General features: G+C 48.6%; 14 protein-coding genes and 1 pseudogene. All 15 read left to right on the plus strand.

Going from position 1 to position 19314, the window contains the following annotated elements; translation table 11 throughout:
• Positions 1 to 91 precede the first annotated feature (91 nt).
• Positions 92 to 1723, plus strand: a complete 1632-nt coding sequence (gene bshC / locus ABIC22_RS18110) for a bacillithiol biosynthesis cysteine-adding enzyme BshC (RefSeq protein ID WP_354482861.1) — start codon at positions 92 to 94, stop codon at positions 1721 to 1723.
• Positions 1724 to 1782: 59 nt separating this feature from the next.
• Complete coding sequence (locus ABIC22_RS18115; protein ID WP_095289956.1) at positions 1783 to 3048, plus strand: adenosylhomocysteinase; 1266 nt, start codon at positions 1783 to 1785, stop codon at positions 3046 to 3048.
• Positions 3049 to 3321: 273 nt separating this feature from the next.
• The gene (gene mraZ / locus ABIC22_RS18120) at positions 3322 to 3759 is read left to right on the plus strand and encodes a division/cell wall cluster transcriptional repressor MraZ (RefSeq protein ID WP_017687291.1); all 438 of its coding nucleotides are present in this window, start codon (positions 3322 to 3324) and stop codon (positions 3757 to 3759) included.
• Positions 3760 to 3777: 18 nt separating this feature from the next.
• Complete coding sequence (gene rsmH / locus ABIC22_RS18125) at positions 3778 to 4728, plus strand: 16S rRNA (cytosine(1402)-N(4))-methyltransferase RsmH (RefSeq protein ID WP_095289960.1); 951 nt, start codon at positions 3778 to 3780, stop codon at positions 4726 to 4728.
• A 27-nt stretch (positions 4729 to 4755) separates the two neighbouring features.
• Positions 4756 to 5184 carry a hypothetical protein gene (locus ABIC22_RS18130; RefSeq protein WP_154895146.1) on the plus strand — a complete coding sequence of 143 codons (429 nt, stop codon included), beginning with the start codon at positions 4756 to 4758 and terminating at the stop codon, positions 5182 to 5184.
• 12 nt (positions 5185 to 5196) lie between these two features.
• Entirely contained in the window at positions 5197 to 7509 is a 2313-nt protein-coding gene (locus ABIC22_RS18135; protein WP_354482866.1) for a penicillin-binding transpeptidase domain-containing protein, read from the plus strand.
• A 94-nt stretch (positions 7510 to 7603) separates the two neighbouring features.
• Positions 7604 to 9569: pseudogene (locus ABIC22_RS18140) on the plus strand (stage V sporulation protein D).
• A gap of 124 nt (positions 9570 to 9693) precedes the next feature.
• Positions 9694 to 11181, plus strand: a complete 1488-nt coding sequence (locus tag ABIC22_RS18145; protein ID WP_127537780.1) for a UDP-N-acetylmuramoyl-L-alanyl-D-glutamate--2,6-diaminopimelate ligase — start codon at positions 9694 to 9696, stop codon at positions 11179 to 11181.
• The gene (locus ABIC22_RS18150; RefSeq protein WP_354486016.1) at positions 11181 to 12587 is read left to right on the plus strand and encodes a UDP-N-acetylmuramoyl-tripeptide--D-alanyl-D-alanine ligase; all 1407 of its coding nucleotides are present in this window, start codon (positions 11181 to 11183) and stop codon (positions 12585 to 12587) included. The genes ABIC22_RS18145 and ABIC22_RS18150 overlap by 1 nt, the downstream gene beginning before the upstream one ends.
• A 21-nt stretch (positions 12588 to 12608) precedes the next feature.
• The gene (gene mraY / locus ABIC22_RS18155) at positions 12609 to 13577 is read left to right on the plus strand and encodes a phospho-N-acetylmuramoyl-pentapeptide-transferase (protein WP_095289967.1); all 969 of its coding nucleotides are present in this window, start codon (positions 12609 to 12611) and stop codon (positions 13575 to 13577) included.
• A 3-nt stretch (positions 13578 to 13580) separates the two neighbouring features.
• Positions 13581 to 15002, plus strand: coding sequence for a UDP-N-acetylmuramoyl-L-alanine--D-glutamate ligase (gene murD / locus ABIC22_RS18160; protein WP_154895152.1), 1422 nt, complete (start codon positions 13581 to 13583; stop codon positions 15000 to 15002).
• Between the two features lie 48 nt (positions 15003 to 15050).
• Positions 15051 to 16148 (plus strand): stage V sporulation protein E, encoded by a 1098-nt coding sequence (spoVE, locus tag ABIC22_RS18165; RefSeq protein ID WP_127537782.1) that lies wholly within the window; start codon positions 15051 to 15053, stop codon positions 16146 to 16148.
• 7 nt (positions 16149 to 16155) lie between these two features.
• Positions 16156 to 17265, plus strand: coding sequence for an undecaprenyldiphospho-muramoylpentapeptide beta-N-acetylglucosaminyltransferase (gene murG, locus ABIC22_RS18170; RefSeq protein ID WP_127537783.1), 1110 nt, complete (start codon positions 16156 to 16158; stop codon positions 17263 to 17265).
• 378 nt (positions 17266 to 17643) lie between these two features.
• On the plus strand, positions 17644 to 17988 hold the full coding sequence (locus ABIC22_RS18175; protein ID WP_354482870.1) for a hypothetical protein: 345 nt from the start codon (positions 17644 to 17646) through the stop codon (positions 17986 to 17988).
• Positions 17989 to 18005: 17 nt separating this feature from the next.
• Positions 18006 to 19289 carry a UDP-N-acetylglucosamine 1-carboxyvinyltransferase gene (murA, locus tag ABIC22_RS18180; RefSeq protein ID WP_095359454.1) on the plus strand — a complete coding sequence of 428 codons (1284 nt, stop codon included), beginning with the start codon at positions 18006 to 18008 and terminating at the stop codon, positions 19287 to 19289.
• The last annotated feature ends 25 nt before the right edge of the window (positions 19290 to 19314 follow it).

Consider the following 19314-nt stretch of genomic DNA (forward strand, 5'->3'; position numbering starts at 1 on the left):
TGATTTTTTAGGCGACTTTCTTTTGACGAAGTGGCCTGTAGTTCGGTACAATCAAGAAAGGCTCTTTGAAGCAGAATAGGAGGCAGACCTCATGAAAGGTATTACCGAGGCACTCCGCAGCGGAACACAACTTGCAGAAGATTATATCTGCTCACGTGATGCTGCGCGGGGCCTTTATGAGTATGACATACACTGGGAGTCCGGACTTCATGCGCGTGCCGAGTGGCTGGATCAATCGGAGAACACACGTGTGGATCGCGAGAACCTGGTAGAGTATTTACGTATATATAACAAACGTTTGAATGATCACGAAGCTGTACATCATTCTATTGCACGTTTGGCCGAGAAAGGTACGTTTGTAGTTACTGGTGGGCAGCAGAGCGGCTTGTTGACAGGGCCGTTATTTGTCATCTACAAAGCTGCGAGTGTCGTTGCAGCTGCCCGTGAAGCTGAAGCGAAGCTCCAGCGTCCGGTCGTTCCCGTATTTTGGATCGCTGGTGAAGACCATGACTGGGACGAAGTGAATCACACCTATTTGCCCGGTCACAAGGGTGAAATGACCAAGGTCAAGCTGCATGGGCGGTTCGATGGCCGAAATTCGGTGAGCGGGGTCACGATTGAGACGGAACAATGGATGAACGTAATCGAGCAGGTGGAGCATCTTCTGCCGGATACTGTACATAAACCAGGATTAATGGAGATGCTCGTCTCGATCCATCAGTCCAGCTCGAATCTTAGTGATGCTTTTGCGAGAATGGTGTCGGCATTGTTTGGCAGTACTGGACTTGTCCTAATGGATGCTGCGGATTCCGGATTAAGAGAACTGGAACGCCCTGTATTCGAACGATTGATTCGTGAGAATGGTTCATTGCGTGAAGCTTATTTGCAGGGTGCTTCGAAGGTACAGGAAGCGGGCTACCCAATGCCGGCAGAAGTCGCTGAAGACGGAGCAAATTTGTTTTATATTCATGATGAAACCCGGTTGCTCCTGTTCCTGAAGGATGGTTTGTACACAGATCGAAAAGGGCTAGTGTCGTTTACAGAAGAACGATTGCTTCAGGAGCTGAGGGAACATCCCGAGCGATTCAGTAATAATGTACTCACCCGCCCGTTAATGCAGGATTCCGTGCTGCCTGTAGCTGCGGTGATATTGGGCCAAGGTGAGATTGCATACTGGGGACTGACCAGAACCGCATTCCGCCAGTTTGGTCTGCAAATGCCCATCTTGCTGCCGAGGTTGTCCTTCACCATTTTGGAGGATGTCCATCACAAGCACATGAATCAGTACCAGCTCTCTTTCCAAGATGTGCAATATCATATGGAAGAAAAAAGAGAGAAGTGGCTCGCAGGACAGGAAACGTTCCAGGTCGAGGAGCAATTTGAGCAAGTCCAGCAATCCTTTGCTGAGCTTTATCGTCCATTGCTTGATCAACTTGCGCAAATTCACGCTGGACTGGATCGGATCGGTGATACGAATCTGAAAAAGATCAACGAACAGATGCAATATCTGCAAAAGCAAACACAGAAGGCGATCGCGGATAAACATGAGGTTGGACTCAGACATTGGAACGGCATACAGAACTCGCTCTTTCCTATGAACAAACCACAGGAACGAGTGCACAATGCGCTCCACTACTTGAACCGTTATGGAACCAAGTGGATTCAGGAGCTCATTGAGAGCGGACGTGAATTCCGGGGTCAACATCAAGTGATTGAACTCTAACTGTGTGGTTCAGCAGACCTTTATAATAGAAGAAACACAGATAAACGAGGAGGATGGGCATGACTACACCTGCACTGCAAAACAGTATTGTTAAAGATATGGGGCTCGCTTCAGAAGGACACTTGAAAATTGACTGGGTTGAAGCACATATGCCTGTATTGAACCGCATTCGTCGCCAATTTGAGCAGGATCTTCCTTTCAAAGGATTAAAGGTTGCCATTTGCCTTCACCTTGAAGCCAAAACAGCTTACCTGGCAAAAGTCATTCAAGCTGGCGGCGCAGAAGTGACCATTACACACAGTAACCCGCTGTCAACTCAGGATGATGTATGTGCGGCTCTTGTAGAAGATGGTGTTACAGTGTATGCCAAATACAATCCGGGGCCAGAAGAGTTCAAGCAGCTCCAGCTTCGTGCATTGGAAGTTAAACCCGACCTGATTATTGATGACGGCGGCGACTTTGCAACCATTATCGCTTCCGAACGTCCTGACCTTGCGGCTACGATTCGTGGAGGCGCAGAGGAAACGACAACCGGTATTATCCGTCTGAAAGCTTTGGCGAAAGAAGGACAACTGCAGTTCCCGATGGTTGCGGTTAATGACGCTTATTGCAAATACCTGTTCGACAACCGTTATGGCACAGGCCAATCTGCCTTTGATGGCATTATCCGTACAACCAACCTGGTGGTAGCTGGTAAAAATGTGGTTGTAGCAGGATACGGCTGGTGTGGTAAAGGTGTCGCGATGCGTGCCAAAGGTCTGGGAGCCAATGTCATTGTAACTGAAATCGATCCAATCAAAGCGGTTGAAGCGCATATGGACGGTTTCCGTGTCATGACGATGGTGGAAGCAGCCAAATTGGGCGATTTCTTCATCGCTGTTACCGGCAACAAAGACGTGATCACAGGGGAACATTATGACGTGATGAAAGATGGAGCAATTTTGAGCAATGCAGGGCATTTCGATGTGGAAGTGAATAAACCCGAGCTTGCCAAACGTTCAGAGTCCATCCGCACTGTGCGTCGCAATATTGAAGAGTATCGTTTCAAAGATGGACGTAAAATGTATCTTCTTGCAGAAGGACGTCTCGTGAATCTGGGTGCAGCTGATGGCCACCCTGCTGAGATTATGGACACGACGTTTGCATTGCAGGCTCTGGGATTGCGTTATGTTAGTGAGAATTACGCTGCATTGGGTAAAACTGTTGTTAACGTACCTTATGAAATTGACCAGCAAGTTGCCAGCTACAAACTGGAAAGCCTGAATATCTCTATTGATTCATTGTCAGCTGAACAGGAGAAATATTTGGATAGCTGGAAGTTTTAAGGAAACCCAATAATTACAAGCTGATGAACTGATTCAAAGGGTTTAGAATAGTGTATTGATGATATGGCTCATTAGCGATTGCAAGTAGAATAACCGGTACCGGGGAAACGCCTTTGATCCTGAGCAAGAGGATCAAAGGCGTTTTTCTTATGAAGCAAATTGAAAAAAATCAAGCTAGCAAGAAGGGTTTTGATTTTTTAGTGCGAATCTATTATGCTTAGGTGGTGGAAAGTGGGGCAAAGTGGGAGAAACGGGTGAGGAGTGAGTGGGCCAATGTTTATGGGGGAGTTCCAACATAGCATTGATGACAAGGGTCGGGTTATTATTCCGGCCAAATTCCGCGAATCTCTGGGGCCGTCTTTCGTTGTCACACGGGGTTTGGACCAGTGTCTTTTCGTGTACCCTATGGAGGAGTGGGGGGTCATGGAACAGAAGCTCAAAGCACTGCCTTTGATGAAGTCGGATGCACGTGCGTTTACCCGCTTTTTTTTCTCGGGTGCTACCGAATGTGAATTGGACAAACAGGGTAGGGTAAATTTACCGGGCAATTTACGGGAATATGCCAAATTGGACAAGGATTGTGTTGTTCTTGGCGTGTCGAACCGGGTGGAGATCTGGAGCAAAGGCATATGGGAGAGTTATTTCAATCAATCCGAGGAAGCATTCAACGACATTGCCGAAAAGCTAGTCGATTTTAATTTTGATCTATAAAGTCAGGAGGGGTGCAGGTTGTTTCACCACATAACCGTACTCAAAGAAGAGGCAACAGAGGGATTAAACATCAAGCAGGACGGTATATACGTGGACTGCACTTTAGGTGGAGGAGGACATAGTTCCGTCATTGCTTCCAAGCTCGGTCCAGGGGGAAGGCTTATCGCACTGGATCAGGATGATTGGGCATTGGATAATGCGCGCGAGAAGCTTGCTTCGTATGGAGATCGCATCACGCTTGTGAAAACGAATTTCCGTGATCTGGAGCAGGTTCTGAAAGAACTGGATGTCCCAATGAAGGACGGCGTGCCGCAGGTGGATGGCATTTTGTACGATTTGGGTGTGTCATCACCTCAATTCGATGAAGGAGAACGTGGATTTAGTTACAATCACGATGCTCCGCTGGACATGAGGATGGATCAGGATGCATTTCTGACAGCCAAAGAGATTGTCAACGAATGGCCTGAAGAGGAGATTGCCCGAATTTTATATCGTTATGGTGAAGAAAAGTTTTCAAGAAGAATTGCCCGCGTCATTGTGGAAAAACGAAGCCAGGCTGTTATCGAGACCACAGGAGAGCTAGTGGAATTGATTAAGGAAGGCATCCCGGCTGCTGCTCGCCGTACAGGTGGACATCCGGCGAAGCGCAGTTTTCAGGCTTTGCGGATTGCAGTGAATGATGAGCTGGGTGCGTTTGAGGAAGCATTGCATCAGGCGGTTCGGTGTCTTGCACCAGGTGGACGTGTATCTGTTATTACCTTTCACTCGCTTGAGGATCGGATTTGCAAGCAAATATTCAGCAGTTATCTGGAGAAGTGTACGTGCCCGCCTGACTTTCCGTTATGCGTGTGCGGCGGTAAAGGTGTACTGCGTTTAGTCAACAGAAAACCGCTGATTCCGACGGATACGGAACTGGCCGAGAACTCCCGTGCACGTTCAGCTAAACTGCGCGTAGCCGAGAAACTGTAAACCAAGAGCGAAGGAGAGAGTCTTTGTATGGCATATACACGTGGTAACCTTGCAGTGAAAGAAAAAGCAACCCAAGAACGTGTGACGCAGCAGCGGTACAAGGAAACCACCAAAGTGGTGACTCGTCGTACGGGTCTTCCTGCACGAGAGAAATTCTTGTATCTGATGACATTGATCGTCTGTATCGTTATCGGTGGTGCACTGATGTGGCGTTATGCTCATATCTATGATCTGAACAAGCAGGCTCAATCAACGTTGTCCGAGACAAGAGAAGCGGAGAAAACCATCGCAGACCTGCAGGTTGAAAAGGAAAGACTGAACAATTTGGTTATTGAAAATGCACGCAAACTTGGCTATGTAGAAGCGTCCGGCAAAGACGTTATAATCGTGCCTCGTTCAACAGGTGTAACGAGCTCACAGGATACAGAGTCGTCTTCGGATACAGCAAGTAAGTAAAGAGGTGTACCGATGGTAAAAAGAATAAAGATGCGCACGCTGCTTATAGGGGGATGTATTACCCTCTTTTTTCTTGTACTGATAACCCGAATCTTTTTTATTCAAGTTGTAAACGGCAGTACCTGGCAAGGATATGCCTCCGAGCTGGTGGAACGTGAGCAGACGATTAAGGCAAGCCGGGGGTCTATTACGGATCGGAACGGCAACATCTTGGCAACGGATGCGCCTGCGTATACGGTATCGGTCAATCCCGAGATGATCAATGAGCTTGGGATTGAAGATGTTGTCACGACAAAGCTGTCTGCAATACTTGGCAAGAATGAAAGTGAAATGCGTGCTTTGGTGACTGCTAAAGATAAAAAAGGGAGATTTTACAAACAGCGCGAGGTGCGAAGTGAGGGTTACAAAATTAGCCCGGAATTGGCAGCTAAAGTAACTGCGCTGAGGGAAGAACTGAAGGAAGAGTACAAGGCTCAGAACGCCATCGTAATGGCACAGGAATCGAAGCGGTTTTACCCCGAAGAGACGCTTGCATCGCATCTTCTGGGTTACATGAGTCGTGACGGTAAAGCTGTAAACGGGCTTGAAGTTTCGTATGATGAAGAACTGACGGGCACTGATGGTTACCTGAACTACCAAAAGGATGCCAAAGGCATCAAGCTTCCTGATTCTCAGGATAACTATCTTCCACCTCAAAACGGAAATAACCTGAAGCTGACGATTGATGATACCATTCAATTTTACATTGAAGATGCCATTAAGGAAGCAGTTGCTCAGTATAATCCGCTCAGTATGACCGTCATTGCAGCAGATCCAAACACGATGGAAATATTGGGCATGGCGAACTGGCCGAATTTTAATCCCAATACGTACTGGGAAACTCCGGACCAAAAAGATTTCATTAACCATGCGACACAGTCCATCTACGAACCAGGCTCAACATTTAAGATTGTTACATTGGCTGGTGCTGTAGAAGAGAAGTTGTTTGATCCCAATGCAACGTTTGAATCAAAACGAATTAATATTGGCGGATATTCAATCAGTGATAATGGCCACACTTATGGTACGATTTCCTATCTCGAAGGCGTCAAACGTTCAAGTAACGTTGCCTTTGTTAATCTCGGTTACAACATGCTTGGCGGCGAACGTCTGCGTCACTACATAGACGAATTCGGATTCGGCCAAAAAACGGGAATTGATCTGCCGAGCGAGTCCGCTTCACCGATCAAACCATTGGTTTATAAGTCAGAAATTGCAACAGCAGCCTATGGTCACGGTTTGGTTCAAGTAACCCCAATTCAGCAGGTAGCAGCCATCTCGGCCATTGCCAACGGCGGGAAACTGATGGTTCCACATCTGGTGAAGGAAATCATCAATCCAAATGACGGAACAACTGAAGTGATCAAGCCAAAAGAGGTTCGTCAGGTCATCTCTAAGGAATCTGCAAAACTGGTAAGTGGCTATTTGGAACAGGTTGTAGCAGACCAGCAGATCGGTACTGGGCGCAACGCCTATATAGAAGGATACCGGGTTGCTGGTAAAACGGGAACAGCAAGAAAATGGGTGAACGGGGAATATAGTAAAACCAAAGATGTCGTTTCGTTTATCGGATTTGCCCCTGTTAACAATCCCAAAATTGCGATGCTAGTCGTCATTGACCAACCGAGTGGAACCAACATTGGTGGTGGTGCTGCAGCAGCTCCTGTATTTAAAAAGATTGCCAGTCAAACCCTGCAATACATGGGTGTTCCGAAAGATACAACAAAGACCACGGACAAAAAGGCAGCTACCGTCGTTCAGACGAAGACTCCTGACTTGACTGGGAAAACAGCCAAACAGGCTAGAAGCCAGCTTCTAAACGCAGGAATTGCTTACGAGACCTTAGGGAAGGGCGAGAGTGTTATTCGCCAGTACCCTGCGGCAGGCGAATTTATGAACCCAGGTCAGAGAATCTATCTGCTTACGGAAGACAGCAGCAGTATGAAAGTTCCTGATCTCACAGGCGAATCGCTTCGGGATGCCATGGAAGTTCTTTCACTCATGAAAGTGGGAGTGATTGTCAAGGGTGAGGGTTATGTCGTGAGTCAAAAGGAGCAGGTCTCAGGGGAACAGCGGACCATACAGCTCACATTGCAGACTGCCAAGGCCGCAGTAACCGGCATAGCGGATGAAGATCCTGAGTCTTCAGATGCTGCATTGGAGGAAGAGGGGACAGCAGAAGAGTCCAGCAAGACAGAAGAAACGGGGAACTTGGATGGAACCGAGGCTCCAACCAATGAGACGGACTCGTCTTCTGGTGCCGCGATTGATCCGGTGCTCCCATAGCCATTGAATTTATAGCTTGTTCTAACCCCCGGTTGTCCCGAATATTCATGAATGAACGAGGTCATGATTTTGGGACGAGTGGGGGGATCTTTTCGTGAAGGGTTCAAGTGTAAATTTACGGCGCAGGCTGTTATGGAGTTTGCTCATTTTGGTATTGTTATTTTCGGCCCTGGTGATCAGGCTTGCTTATGTACAACTCGGGAAAGGCCCGGAATTGTCTGCGAAAGCAGAGGAGTCCTGGCGGCGGAACATTCCATATTCAGCCAAACGGGGAGAGATCCTGGATCGCAATGGTACCTCTCTTGCCTATAATGTAAACTACACCGACGATTATGGCGATTCCGGCTCAAGTGAAGGAAGCGGAGACTACAGCGAAGGCACTAGCCCCTTTACTTGGAATGACTGAAGAGAAAGTGCTGGCAACCATCAAGAAAAGAGAACTGATTGTACGACTACAACCCGGCGGCCGCAAAATTACGATGGAGAAAGCTCAGCGCATTCGTGATTTGAAGCTTCCGGGTATCGTTGTTGCAGAGGATAATAAACGATTCTATCCTTATGATGATCTGGCCGCTCACATTCTTGGTTTTACGGGGATTGATAACCAGGGATTGACCGGGGTCGAAAAAAGGTATGATGAGAAATTGACCGGTTTAAATGGCAGTGTGTCCTACTTGTCCGATGCGGCCGGAAGGCTTATGCCGGGCTCATCTGAGAAGTATGTGGAACCAAGAGATGGTCTTAACCTGGAGCTGACGATCGACAAATCGATCCAATCCATTATGGAAAGGGAACTGGATCAGGCCATGGTCAAATTCCAGGCGAACTCCGCTCTGGCTATCGCCATGAACCCGAAGACGGGTGAAGTCCTCGGCATGGCCAGCAGACCAGGGTATGAACCAGCGGATTACCAGCAGTATCCGTCTGAAATCTATAACCGGAATTTACCGATATGGATGACATACGAACCGGGTTCAACTTTTAAAATCATTACTTTGGCGGCAGCATTGGAAGAGAAGAAGGTGAATCTGCAGCAAGATCAGTTCTTTGATCCAGGATATGTTGAGGTTGGAGGTGCCCGGCTGCGCTGCTGGAAAAAAGGCGGCCATGGGAGTCAAACCTTCCTGCAAGTCGTGGAAAACTCCTGCAATCCCGGGTTTGTCGCTCTAGGTCAAAAGCTCGGTAAAGAGTCCTTGTTTTCTTACATCAAAAACTTTGGATTCGGAACCAAAACAGGTATTGATCTTAGCGGTGAGGCAAGTGGTATTTTGTTCAAGCTGTCCAGAGTGGGCCCTGTGGAGCTTGCGACAACAGCCTTTGGGCAAGGCGTTTCCGTTACACCCATTCAGCAAGTGGCGGCCGTATCGGCTGCCATCAATGGAGGCAAGCTCTACAAACCTTATGTAACCAAAGCGTGGGTTCATCCCGAAACGGGTGAAGTGATGGAAGAAGTCAAGCCGGAACTTGTACGGCAGGTCATTTCGGAAGACACATCTAAGCAGGTTCGTGAGGCTTTGGAAAGTGTTGTTGCAAAAGGCACAGGAAGACCGGCGTTCATCGACGGATATCGGGTAGGCGGCAAAACAGGTACAGCCCAGAAGGTTATTAACGGACGTTATTCCTCTACCGAGCATATTGTATCCTTTATTGGCTTTGCTCCAGCAGACGATCCACAGATCGTAGTGTACACGGCTGTCGATAATCCAAAAGGGATTCAGTTCGGGGGTGTCGTTGCAGCTCCGATTGTACAGAATATTCTTGAAGACTCGCTGCACTATATGAATGTTCCTGTGCGCAAGGATCAGGTTGCAAAAGAATACAAGTATGGCGAAACCAAAATTGTTACGGTTCCCGATCTCACAGGTGCAACGGTAGAAGATCTGTATGAAGATCTCAACATGAACTTTATGCTGGCTAAGTCCGGCAGTGGGAAGTACGTAATTAACCAGGCTCCGAAGCCAGGAGCAAGGGTGGAGCAGGGCTCTACCATACGAATCTATATGAGTGATGTGCTGAAAGAAGCACACGATCATACAGGGGAAGCAGGACAGGAGCCTTAACCGGCTCCAGGTCCTAGCGCAACAAAATTCAAAAAGTTGCGTTTCATTAAATGGCTATATGGACGATATTAATAAAAAGAAATGCCTTGAGCAGAAGTAAACTTGGAGAAGTGAGGTTATTCATGTGCTTTTAAAACAATTTGCATCGAAGCTGACAACTGCACGCCTGATTGGCGAGCCTAATACAGAATGCCAAAACTTACAGACAGATTCCCGCCAGGTTCAACCGGGAGATCTGTTTATCTGTCTTCCGGGACATACGGTAGATGGACATGATTATGCGGAAAAAGCTGTGAATGCCGGAGCGGTAGCACTGGTCGTGGAACGACAACTGGAACTACCTGTACCGCAGCTGCTGGTCAAAGACAGTCGCTTTGCAATGGCAGTCCTTGCAGACTCTTTCTTTGACTCACCAAGCCATAAAATGAATATGATTGGTGTAACGGGAACGAACGGAAAAACAACCACCACCTATCTGATTGAAAAGATCATGAGTGATCATGGACAGAAGACAGGTTTGATTGGTACCATTCAAATGCGTTACGACGGGCGGACCTATCCAATGTCGGGAACTACACCAGAAGCACTCGATCTGCAGCGCAGTCTGTATGATATGGTTCAAGCGGGGACGGACTGCTGCGTTATGGAGGTCTCCTCACATGCGCTGGAGCAGGGACGTGTAAAAGGAACCAATTTCCGTACTGCGGTATTCACCAACTTGACTCAAGATCATTTGGACTATCATAATTCCATGGAAGAGTACCGCGCAGCAAAAGGCCTGTTCTTTGCAAGACTTGGCAACGAGTTTGCAGAAGACGCCTCCCGTCGCAAATTTGCGGTCATTAACGCTGACGATCCATCGGCCAATTATTTCAAATCAGTGACTGCAGCTGAAGTCATTACATATGGCATGGAAGATAATGCTGATGTACGGGCATCCAACATCTCGATTACATCGCAGGGTACATCATTCCATGTGGATACATTCGCAGGCAGTACAGACATTAACTTGCGCATGGTAGGGAAATTCAACGTATATAACGCCATGGCAGCTATCTCTGCTGCACTTGTTGAAGGAGTACCCTTGGAAGAGATTAAACGCAGTCTTGAGACGGTTCCAGGTGTGGATGGACGTGTTGAAGCCGTAGACGAAGGTCAGTCATTTGCTGTTATTGTGGACTACGCTCATACACCAGACGGCTTGGAAAACGTATTGCGAACGGTAAAAGAGTTTGCCGAAGGTCGAGTCATTTGTGTATTCGGATGTGGTGGAGACCGGGATCGGACCAAACGTCCATTAATGGGGAAAATTGCTGCGAAGTATAGTGACATTGTATTTGTAACTTCTGACAATCCACGCACGGAGGATCCAGATCTGATTCTCAAAGATATTGAAGTAGGTCTGGTAGAAGAAGGCGTACCATCTGATCGTTATCTCATGGTCGTAGATCGTCGTCAGGCAATACATGAAGCTATTGAAATGGCAAGCCCAGCCGATGTAGTATTGATTGCGGGCAAGGGTCATGAGACCTATCAAATTATCGGAACAACCAAAACGGATTTCGATGATCGGATCATAGCCAAAGAGGCGATAAGGGGCAAATCCAATTGATAAAAAGAACATTAGCACAATTGGCCAAAATGTGCGGAGGAACACTAAACGACTACACTGCTTACGGTGACATCCGCGTTGAAGGTGTATTTACGGATTCACGCAAGCCAGTAGAAGGCAGTTTGTTTATCCCGCTTGTCGGTGAGAGGTTTGACGGACACGAATTTGTGCAAGCTTGTTTAGAAAAGGGAGCCGCAGGGGCGTTATGGCAGAATGACCATGGTGTTCCCCCGCAGGGAGGAGCAGTCATCGTCGTTGAAGACACGCTGGCAGCCCTGCAGGGGCTTGCATCTGCCTATCTGGCCGAGAGCCAAACTTCCGTGGTGGGTATTACCGGCAGCAATGGCAAAACAACAACCAAGGACATTGTGGATGCCATTCTCTCTACCAAATTCAAGGTGCATAAGACGCAGGGCAATTTCAACAATCATATCGGACTTCCACTTACAGTGTTAAGCATGGAACAAGATACCGAGATTGTGATTCTGGAAATGGGCATGAGCGGCCGCAGAGAAATCGAGGCATTGTCTTTGATTGCTCAGCCGGATATCGCCATCATTACGAATATAGGTGAATCCCATCTGCTGCAGCTTGGCTCCAGGCTGGAGATTGCCAGAGCAAAAGCCGAAATTGCTGCAGGCATGAAACCAGGCGGCCTGTTAATTTATAACGGAGACGAGCCGTTGATTAAGCAGGTTCTGGCTGAAGCGGAAACGAAGCAACCCGAGGGAATGAAACGATTTACATTTGGACTTCAGACAGACAATGATGATTACCCGACAGGACTCATGAATGCGCAGAACGGTGTTGTTTTCACGACAAAACAGTTGGGGGAACAAGCACTTACGCTTCCTCTGCTGGGTACACACAATGTTGTTAACTGTCTGGCTGCACTTGCAGTTGCACGTCACTTTGGTGTAACAGCCGAACAGATTGCTTCCGGGTTATCCAGCTTGAAACTGACGGGCATGCGTATTGAGGTTATTCAAGGAGTCAGCGGACTGACGATGCTTAATGATGCCTACAATGCAAGTCCAACGTCGATGAAAGCAGCTATTGATGTGTTGGATGGACTCAAAGGTTATCGCTCTCGAGTAGCCGTACTTGGAGACATGTTGGAACTTGGACCTCAGGAAGAGGAGCTTCACCGTGGTATCGGAGAGTATATTACCCCTGGGAAAATGGACATGGTGCTGACCTTTGGACCGTTATCGGTGAATATAGCTGAGGGTGCAAAACTGCACATGCCGGCAGAAGCCGTACATGCATTTGAAAACAAGGAAGAGATGACCCGTTACCTGCTGGAAAAATTGCATCCCAGAGACGTCGTTTTGTTCAAGGCCTCCCGGGGCATGAAGCTGGAGGACGTGGTCGAATCACTAAAAATAGCATCATTACAGAATTGAGTAGACTAGAGGGGTGAACCCATGGATTTTCAGGTATTACTGTTAACAATCGGCGTTTCATTTATTTTGGCGGTGATTGCTGCACCGCTATTGATTCCATTACTTCGCCGAATGAAATTCGGACAGCAGGTTCGGGAAGACGGGCCGCAGAGCCATCTGAAAAAGAGCGGGACGCCGACGATGGGCGGGGTTGTGATCCTGCTTGCATTTACATTAGCCTTTTTGAAATTTTCAGCAGTCAAAAATACGGATTTCTATGTGCTGCTCGTGGCTACGCTCGGTTTTGGCCTGATCGGCTTCCTGGATGACTATATCAAGATTGTATTCAAACGTTCTTTGGGACTGACCGCCAGACAAAAAATGCTGGGGCAGCTGTTTTTCAGTGCCGTGATGTGTTTCTTGCTCATTCAAAATGGGCACAGCACAGCGATCTCGATCCCTGGAACATCCGTCTCCTTCGACTGGACGGGATGGTTCTATTATCCGTTTGTCGTGTTCATGATGCTTGCGATCACCAATGCCGTTAACTTTACGGATGGACTGGATGGTTTGCTGTCCGGAATTAGTGCTATTGCGTTTGGAGCGTTTGCAATTGTAGCGATGCAGGCGACGTCTATGCCGGCAGCGGTATGTGCAGCGGCCATGATTGGTGCTGTGCTTGGTTTTCTTGTATACAATGCGCATCCGGCCAAAGTGTTTATGGGAGACACGGGCTCACTAGGTATTGGTGGTGCCATTGGTGCCGTTGCCATTGTTACGAAGACGGAGCTTCTTTTTGTAATCATTGGTGGTGTGTTCGTCATCGAGATTCTATCCGTTATTATTCAAGTGGTATCGTTCAAGACCCGGGGCAAGCGTGTATTCAAAATGAGTCCTATTCACCACCACTTTGAATTAAGCGGATGGTCGGAATGGCGGGTTGTTATTACTTTTTGGGCAGTTGGTGCTATTTTGGCTGCGCTCGGACTTTATCTCAACAAGGGGTTGTAAATCATGAACCATCCTGAATCATATCGCGGTCAACAGGTTGTTGTGCTCGGACTGGCAAAGAGTGGCGTGCAAGTTGCCAAGGTGCTGGACCGTGCGGGAGCGAAAGTCACAGTGAATGATAAAAAAGAGAGGGAACAGTGTCCCGAAGCATCCGAATTGGAGGCTTTGGGAATTTCTGTTGTATGCGGGGGCCATCCCGATGATCTGATTCATGAGGGTGTGAAGCTTGTGGTTAAAAACCCGGGCATCCCTTATCAGGCGCCACCAGTACAGCAGGCTCTTTCCCTCGGAATTGAGGTTGTAACGGAAGTGGAAGTGGCTTACCACCTCTGTGCAGCACCGATGATTGGGATTACAGGTTCCAACGGGAAAACAACGACAACCACATGGGTTGGCAACATGCTGGAGCATGCAGGCTTGAACCCGATTGTGGCCGGCAATATCGGTACACCGCTCAGCGAGGCGGCAGAACAAGCTACGGCCGATAACTGGATGGTCGTTGAACTTAGTAGTTTCCAGCTTAAGGGGACTGTTCATTTCCGTCCACGGATTGCGAGTCTGCTTAATGTTACAGAAACGCATCTGGATTATCACGGGGATATGGATGACTATATCGCTTCCAAAGCTAAAATCTTTGCCAATCAGCTTGCGGATGACGTAGCCGTGCTGAACTGGGATGATCCCGTATGCCGGGAATTGGTTCCTTATATTAAAAGCAGGCTGCTTCCGTTCTCCATGACTGAGAAGCTGGAAGCGGGCGTATACGCCGATCCTCCTTACGTGGATGGAGAAGAGGATGATGTGAAACGCCAGGTGGTATATGCCGACGGTCAAGGAAACCATCACATCGTTATAGACGTTGAAAACATTGGAATACCAGGACAATTTAATGTTGGGAATGCGCTGGCTGCGGTAGCCATTGCAGTAGCGGCAGGTGCCGATCCGGCTGTGCTTGAGGAACCCCTGTCCGAATTCAAAGGGGTTGAACACCGTTTGGAGTATGTGCTGGAGCACAATGGCGCCAAGTACTACAACAATTCCAAGGCTACCAATTCGAAGGCAACCGTCATGGCGTTGAACTCCTTCAAGGATCCGGTCGTGCTGATCGCCGGTGGACTGGATCGGGGTTCAGACATGATGGAGCTGCTCCCCTTGTTCCAGGAACGGGTAAAAGCGGTTGTGGCTCTCGGCGAAACACGTGAGAAAATCGCCAAGGTCGCGGAACTGGCGGGATTAAAGCAAATTAAGGTCGTCGATAATGAGGATGATGCTGCCCAGACGTTAACCGCTGCAGTACAGGAAGCGTCGCGGCTTGCAGCGCCTGGTGATATAGTCTTGCTCTCACCGGCGTGTGCAAGTTGGGACATGTTTGCTTCTTATGAGGAGCGGGGACGCATTTTTAAAGAGGCGGCGCATAACTTGTAAGTAGGGGGGTGGAAAAGCCCCTACTTCCATGCAAGGGGTGGCCTCCTGATGAAACAGACGCGACCGGCGCCGGATATCTGGCTCCTGATTTGTATTGTGGCATTGCTTGCCATCGGCATTATTATGGTCTATAGTGCGGGCTCGGTGCTTGCTTTTCATGACTATGGCGATTCATTTTATTTTGTCAAAAGACAGTTGTTATTTGCTGGACTCGGACTGGCTGCCATGTTTGTCACAGCCAATGTGGATTACCGGGTCTGGCGGAAATATGCTAAACCGATATTGATCGCCTGTTTTATTATGCTGATTGCGGTGTTAATTCCCGGGATCGGCGTGGTCCGCGGCGGAGCACGAAGCTGGCTTGGCATTGGATCGTTTGGCATTCAGCCCTCTGAATTTATGAAGCTGGGCATGATTTTGTTTTTGGCCCACTGGCTGAGCAAGGAACCGGGGAAAATTAAAACATTCACAACCGGATTGTTGCCCCCGCTTGGATTGATAGGTCTCGCCTTCGGCATTATTATGCTGCAGCCCGATTTGGGGACAGGCACAGTCATGATGGGGGCATCCATGCTGATTATTTTTACGGCAGGCGCAAGAATGAAACATTTGCTGCTGCTTGCCCTTGGCGGCGTTGCTGGGTTTGCCGCATTGATTGCGGCGGCTCCTTACCGGTTGAAACGAATAACGGCTTTTCTTGACCCATGGTCTGATCCGCTTGGTGCAGGCTATCAAATCATCCAATCGTTATATGCAATCGGACCGGGGGGACTGGCAGGCCTTGGACTTGGGATGAGCCGGCAAAAATACAGTTATGTGCCCGAACCGCAAACGGATTTCATTTTTTCCATATTGGCTGAAGAGCTCGGGTTTATTGGCGGACTTATTGTACTTCTACTCTTCCTGGTACTGGTCTGGAGAGGTATGCGAGTAGCGATGACAGTGCCGGATGCTTTTGGCAGTTTGCTGGGTGTAGGCATTATCGGCATGGTGGCTGTACAAGTCATCATCAATATCGGCGTAGTCATCGGGCTCATGCCCGTTACCGGAATAACCCTACCGCTGATCAGTTATGGCGGATCATCTCTGACCTTGATGCTGACAGCACTAGGGATACTGTTAAACTTATCACGTTATGCGAGGTGACTATGCGATGCGAGTCGTACTAAGCGGCGGCGGTACCGGTGGACATATCTATCCGGCCGTTGCCATAGCAAGACAATGTGAGGCGGAGAATCCCGACTCGACATTTTTATATATTGGAGGAACCCGTGGACTGGAGAGCAAGTTAGTGCCACAGGAGAACATTCCTTTTCAATCCATTGATATTACAGGATTTCGACGGAAGTTGTCCGTGGACAATCTGAAGACGGTTATGCGCTTTATTCAGGGCGTCCGGAAATCGAAGAAAATGCTGAAGGAATTCAAACCTGATGTGGTGATCGGGACAGGCGGCTATGTATGTGGACCTGTGGTTTATGCAGCTGCCAAACTGGGGATTCCAAGTGTCATTCATGAACAAAATGCAATCCCCGGCTTAACCAACAAGTTCCTTACTCGTTATGTGGATACCGTTGCAGTTAGCTTCGAAGGTTCCGAGAAGGCCTTCTCGGGAGCCAAAAGAGTAGTGTACACGGGTAATCCGAGGGCAACCACGGTTGCCAAGGCCAGCCGTGATCGAGGATTTGCCACACTGGGCGTGCCAATGGACAGCCGGGTTGTGCTGGTTGTTGGTGGCAGCCGCGGAGCAAAGGCCATCAATAAAGCGATGGTAGACATGGCTCCCATGCTGGAGAAGCTGGACGATGTACACGTCGTTTATGTAACTGGTGAATCGTACTTTGACGAAACACGGGAAGCGATACGCAGTTCACTTGGAACGATGCCAAACCACTTGCATGTGCTTCCTTACGTGCATAATATGCCGGAAGTTCTTGCTTGTACCTCATTGATTGTGAATCGTGCAGGAGCGTCATTCCTCGCCGAAATTACATCGCTTGGCATTCCGTCCATTTTGATACCGTCACCTAACGTGACGAATAATCATCAGGAAGCGAATGCGCGTACACTGGAAGGTGGCGGAGCTTCTGTCACGATGCTGGAGAAGGATCTGTCGGGAAATGCGTTATATGAGGCCATTGCCCGCATCATGAATGATGAAGCGGCCCGCAAACGCATGGCTGCTGCTTCTCGGGAACTTGGCAAGCCGGATGCAGCCGAGGTGCTGGTGAAGGAGATTCAAAGGCTTGCTGTACGCAGGTAAAGTGTGTTCTGGGCGATTGTCACACACAAGGCAGGACTGACATAAGATACCGTATAAATTGTGACAATCGTTCCAAGGCGCCGCATCACGGTTTTTGTCGTATAGCAGGGGATACTTCCATGGATGTTGAGCAGCATGATTTATGCTTAACGGCAGAAGCATTCCATACTATCAAAGGTGATTGTGGTCAGTACCAAAAGAAGTAGGCCCTGCGGGCAGAAGTTGTGTACATTCAACGCTGGTGCTTATGGATCGGATGTGTCACGTATATTTCAATCCGCTGAGATTGTGCTGGAGACAGGCGAATGGGTACGTTACAGCAAGGAGGACAGGGAATTTGCGTATGGCCACTCTGTGCTGCATTAATGGAGAGGTGTTGTGCCAGAAGCTGTATATTCAGTTCGGCATAATGAGCGCAAAGTCGTTTCGGAAGTAATTGTGCTTGCCCAAAATCATAGACGTTTTGCCACTGCATATGCGTACACAGGCAGCGTATTCCGAAATCCGCCCAGTGACCGAGCGGCCCAGCTGTTTCAAACAGCAGAGCCAAAGGGTAAACACGGGAGGCCTACAGGTATCCATCTTGCATGCCAATTTGATTGTCAGTCCAGTCAAGCTACAGCAGAGGACGTTATCACCCTTATGCAGCAAATTCAGAGCAACTATATCATCTCAAAACGGTATAACCTGGTACCGGAAGTCTTTCCAGTGGGTGAGCGGTAAACCCCGGAGGTGATACATTGGACAAATTGGTGATTGAAGGCGGGAAACCCCTCTCAGGATCCATACGCATCCATGGAGCAAAAAATGCCGCTTTACCAATCATGGCTGCAAGTTTGTTGGCAGATGGAGAAGTCACGCTGCACAACGTTCCACACTTGCTGGACATTGAAGTAATGCTGTATATCCTGGAACGGCTTGGATGCACGTGTCGGCATGAACAGGGAACAGTGACGATTGATACATCGTCTATCCGGTCATATGATGTACCTGAGGATCTGATGAAACAGATGCGCTCTTCCATTTTCTTGATGGGGCCATTGCTGGCTAAGTTTGGGCAAGTATCCGTATACCAGCCAGGTGGTTGTGCCATCGGAGAACGCAAGATTGATCTTCACCTCCGGGGCCTGGAAGCGCTCGGAGCATCAATTGAAGAGCTTGATCAACAGATTATCTGCCGGGGCCGTAAGCTGGTTGGGACGGATATTCATCTGGACTTCCCAAGTGTGGGTGCCACGGAAAATATCATGATGGCAGCCGTTACGGCTGAGGGCACAACAACGATATTCAATGCAGCCAGAGAACCTGAGATTCAGGACTTGCAGCATTTTCTCAACGCGATGGGTGCAAGTATAATTGGAGCCGGCACCGATACAATTACGATTAACGGTGTGGAGAAACTGAAGCCTTGTTCCTACGAGATCATACCTGATCGGATCGTGGCCGGCACCGTCATGATTGCAGCAGCAGCGACTAGAGGCAATGTTACCCTGACACATTGCAACCCGGCACACCTTACTTCTCTTATACATGTGTTGAAGCGCACTGGTGTTCAAATCACGGTCTGCAATGATATAATGACGGTGAGCTGTATGAGCCGTCCCAAATCCGTGGATCGCATTGTAACATCACCGTACCCTTCGTTTCCGACTGACCTGCAGTCACAAATCATGGTCTTACTCAGTTTGGCTGATGGGTTCAGTGTAATGAAGGAGACGGTATTTGAGGGACGCTTCAAGCACGTGGATGAGCTTAACGTCATGGGTGCAGATATTTCGGTCGATCTGAATGCAGCCTTTATCCGAGGAGTCCCGCGTTTGTACGGAGCTACAGTTGAAGCAACCGACCTGCGTGCAGGTGCAGCTCTGGTTATTGCTGGCCTTGCTGCCCAGGGGAAAACGGTTGTTGAGCAAGTGCATCATATTGACAGAGGGTACGACCGCATCGAGAAGTTGTTCCAGAGCCTTGGAGCTTCGGTTGAGCGACAGTCCCCCGTTTCGAAACAGCTGGATTTTGCCAATTAACGTCCTTTGAGTCCCCTTCTTTAGA

It is taken from the genome of Paenibacillus sp. PvP094, from assembly GCF_040546835.1.
GTDB lineage: Bacteria > Bacillota > Bacilli > Paenibacillales > Paenibacillaceae > Paenibacillus > Paenibacillus illinoisensis.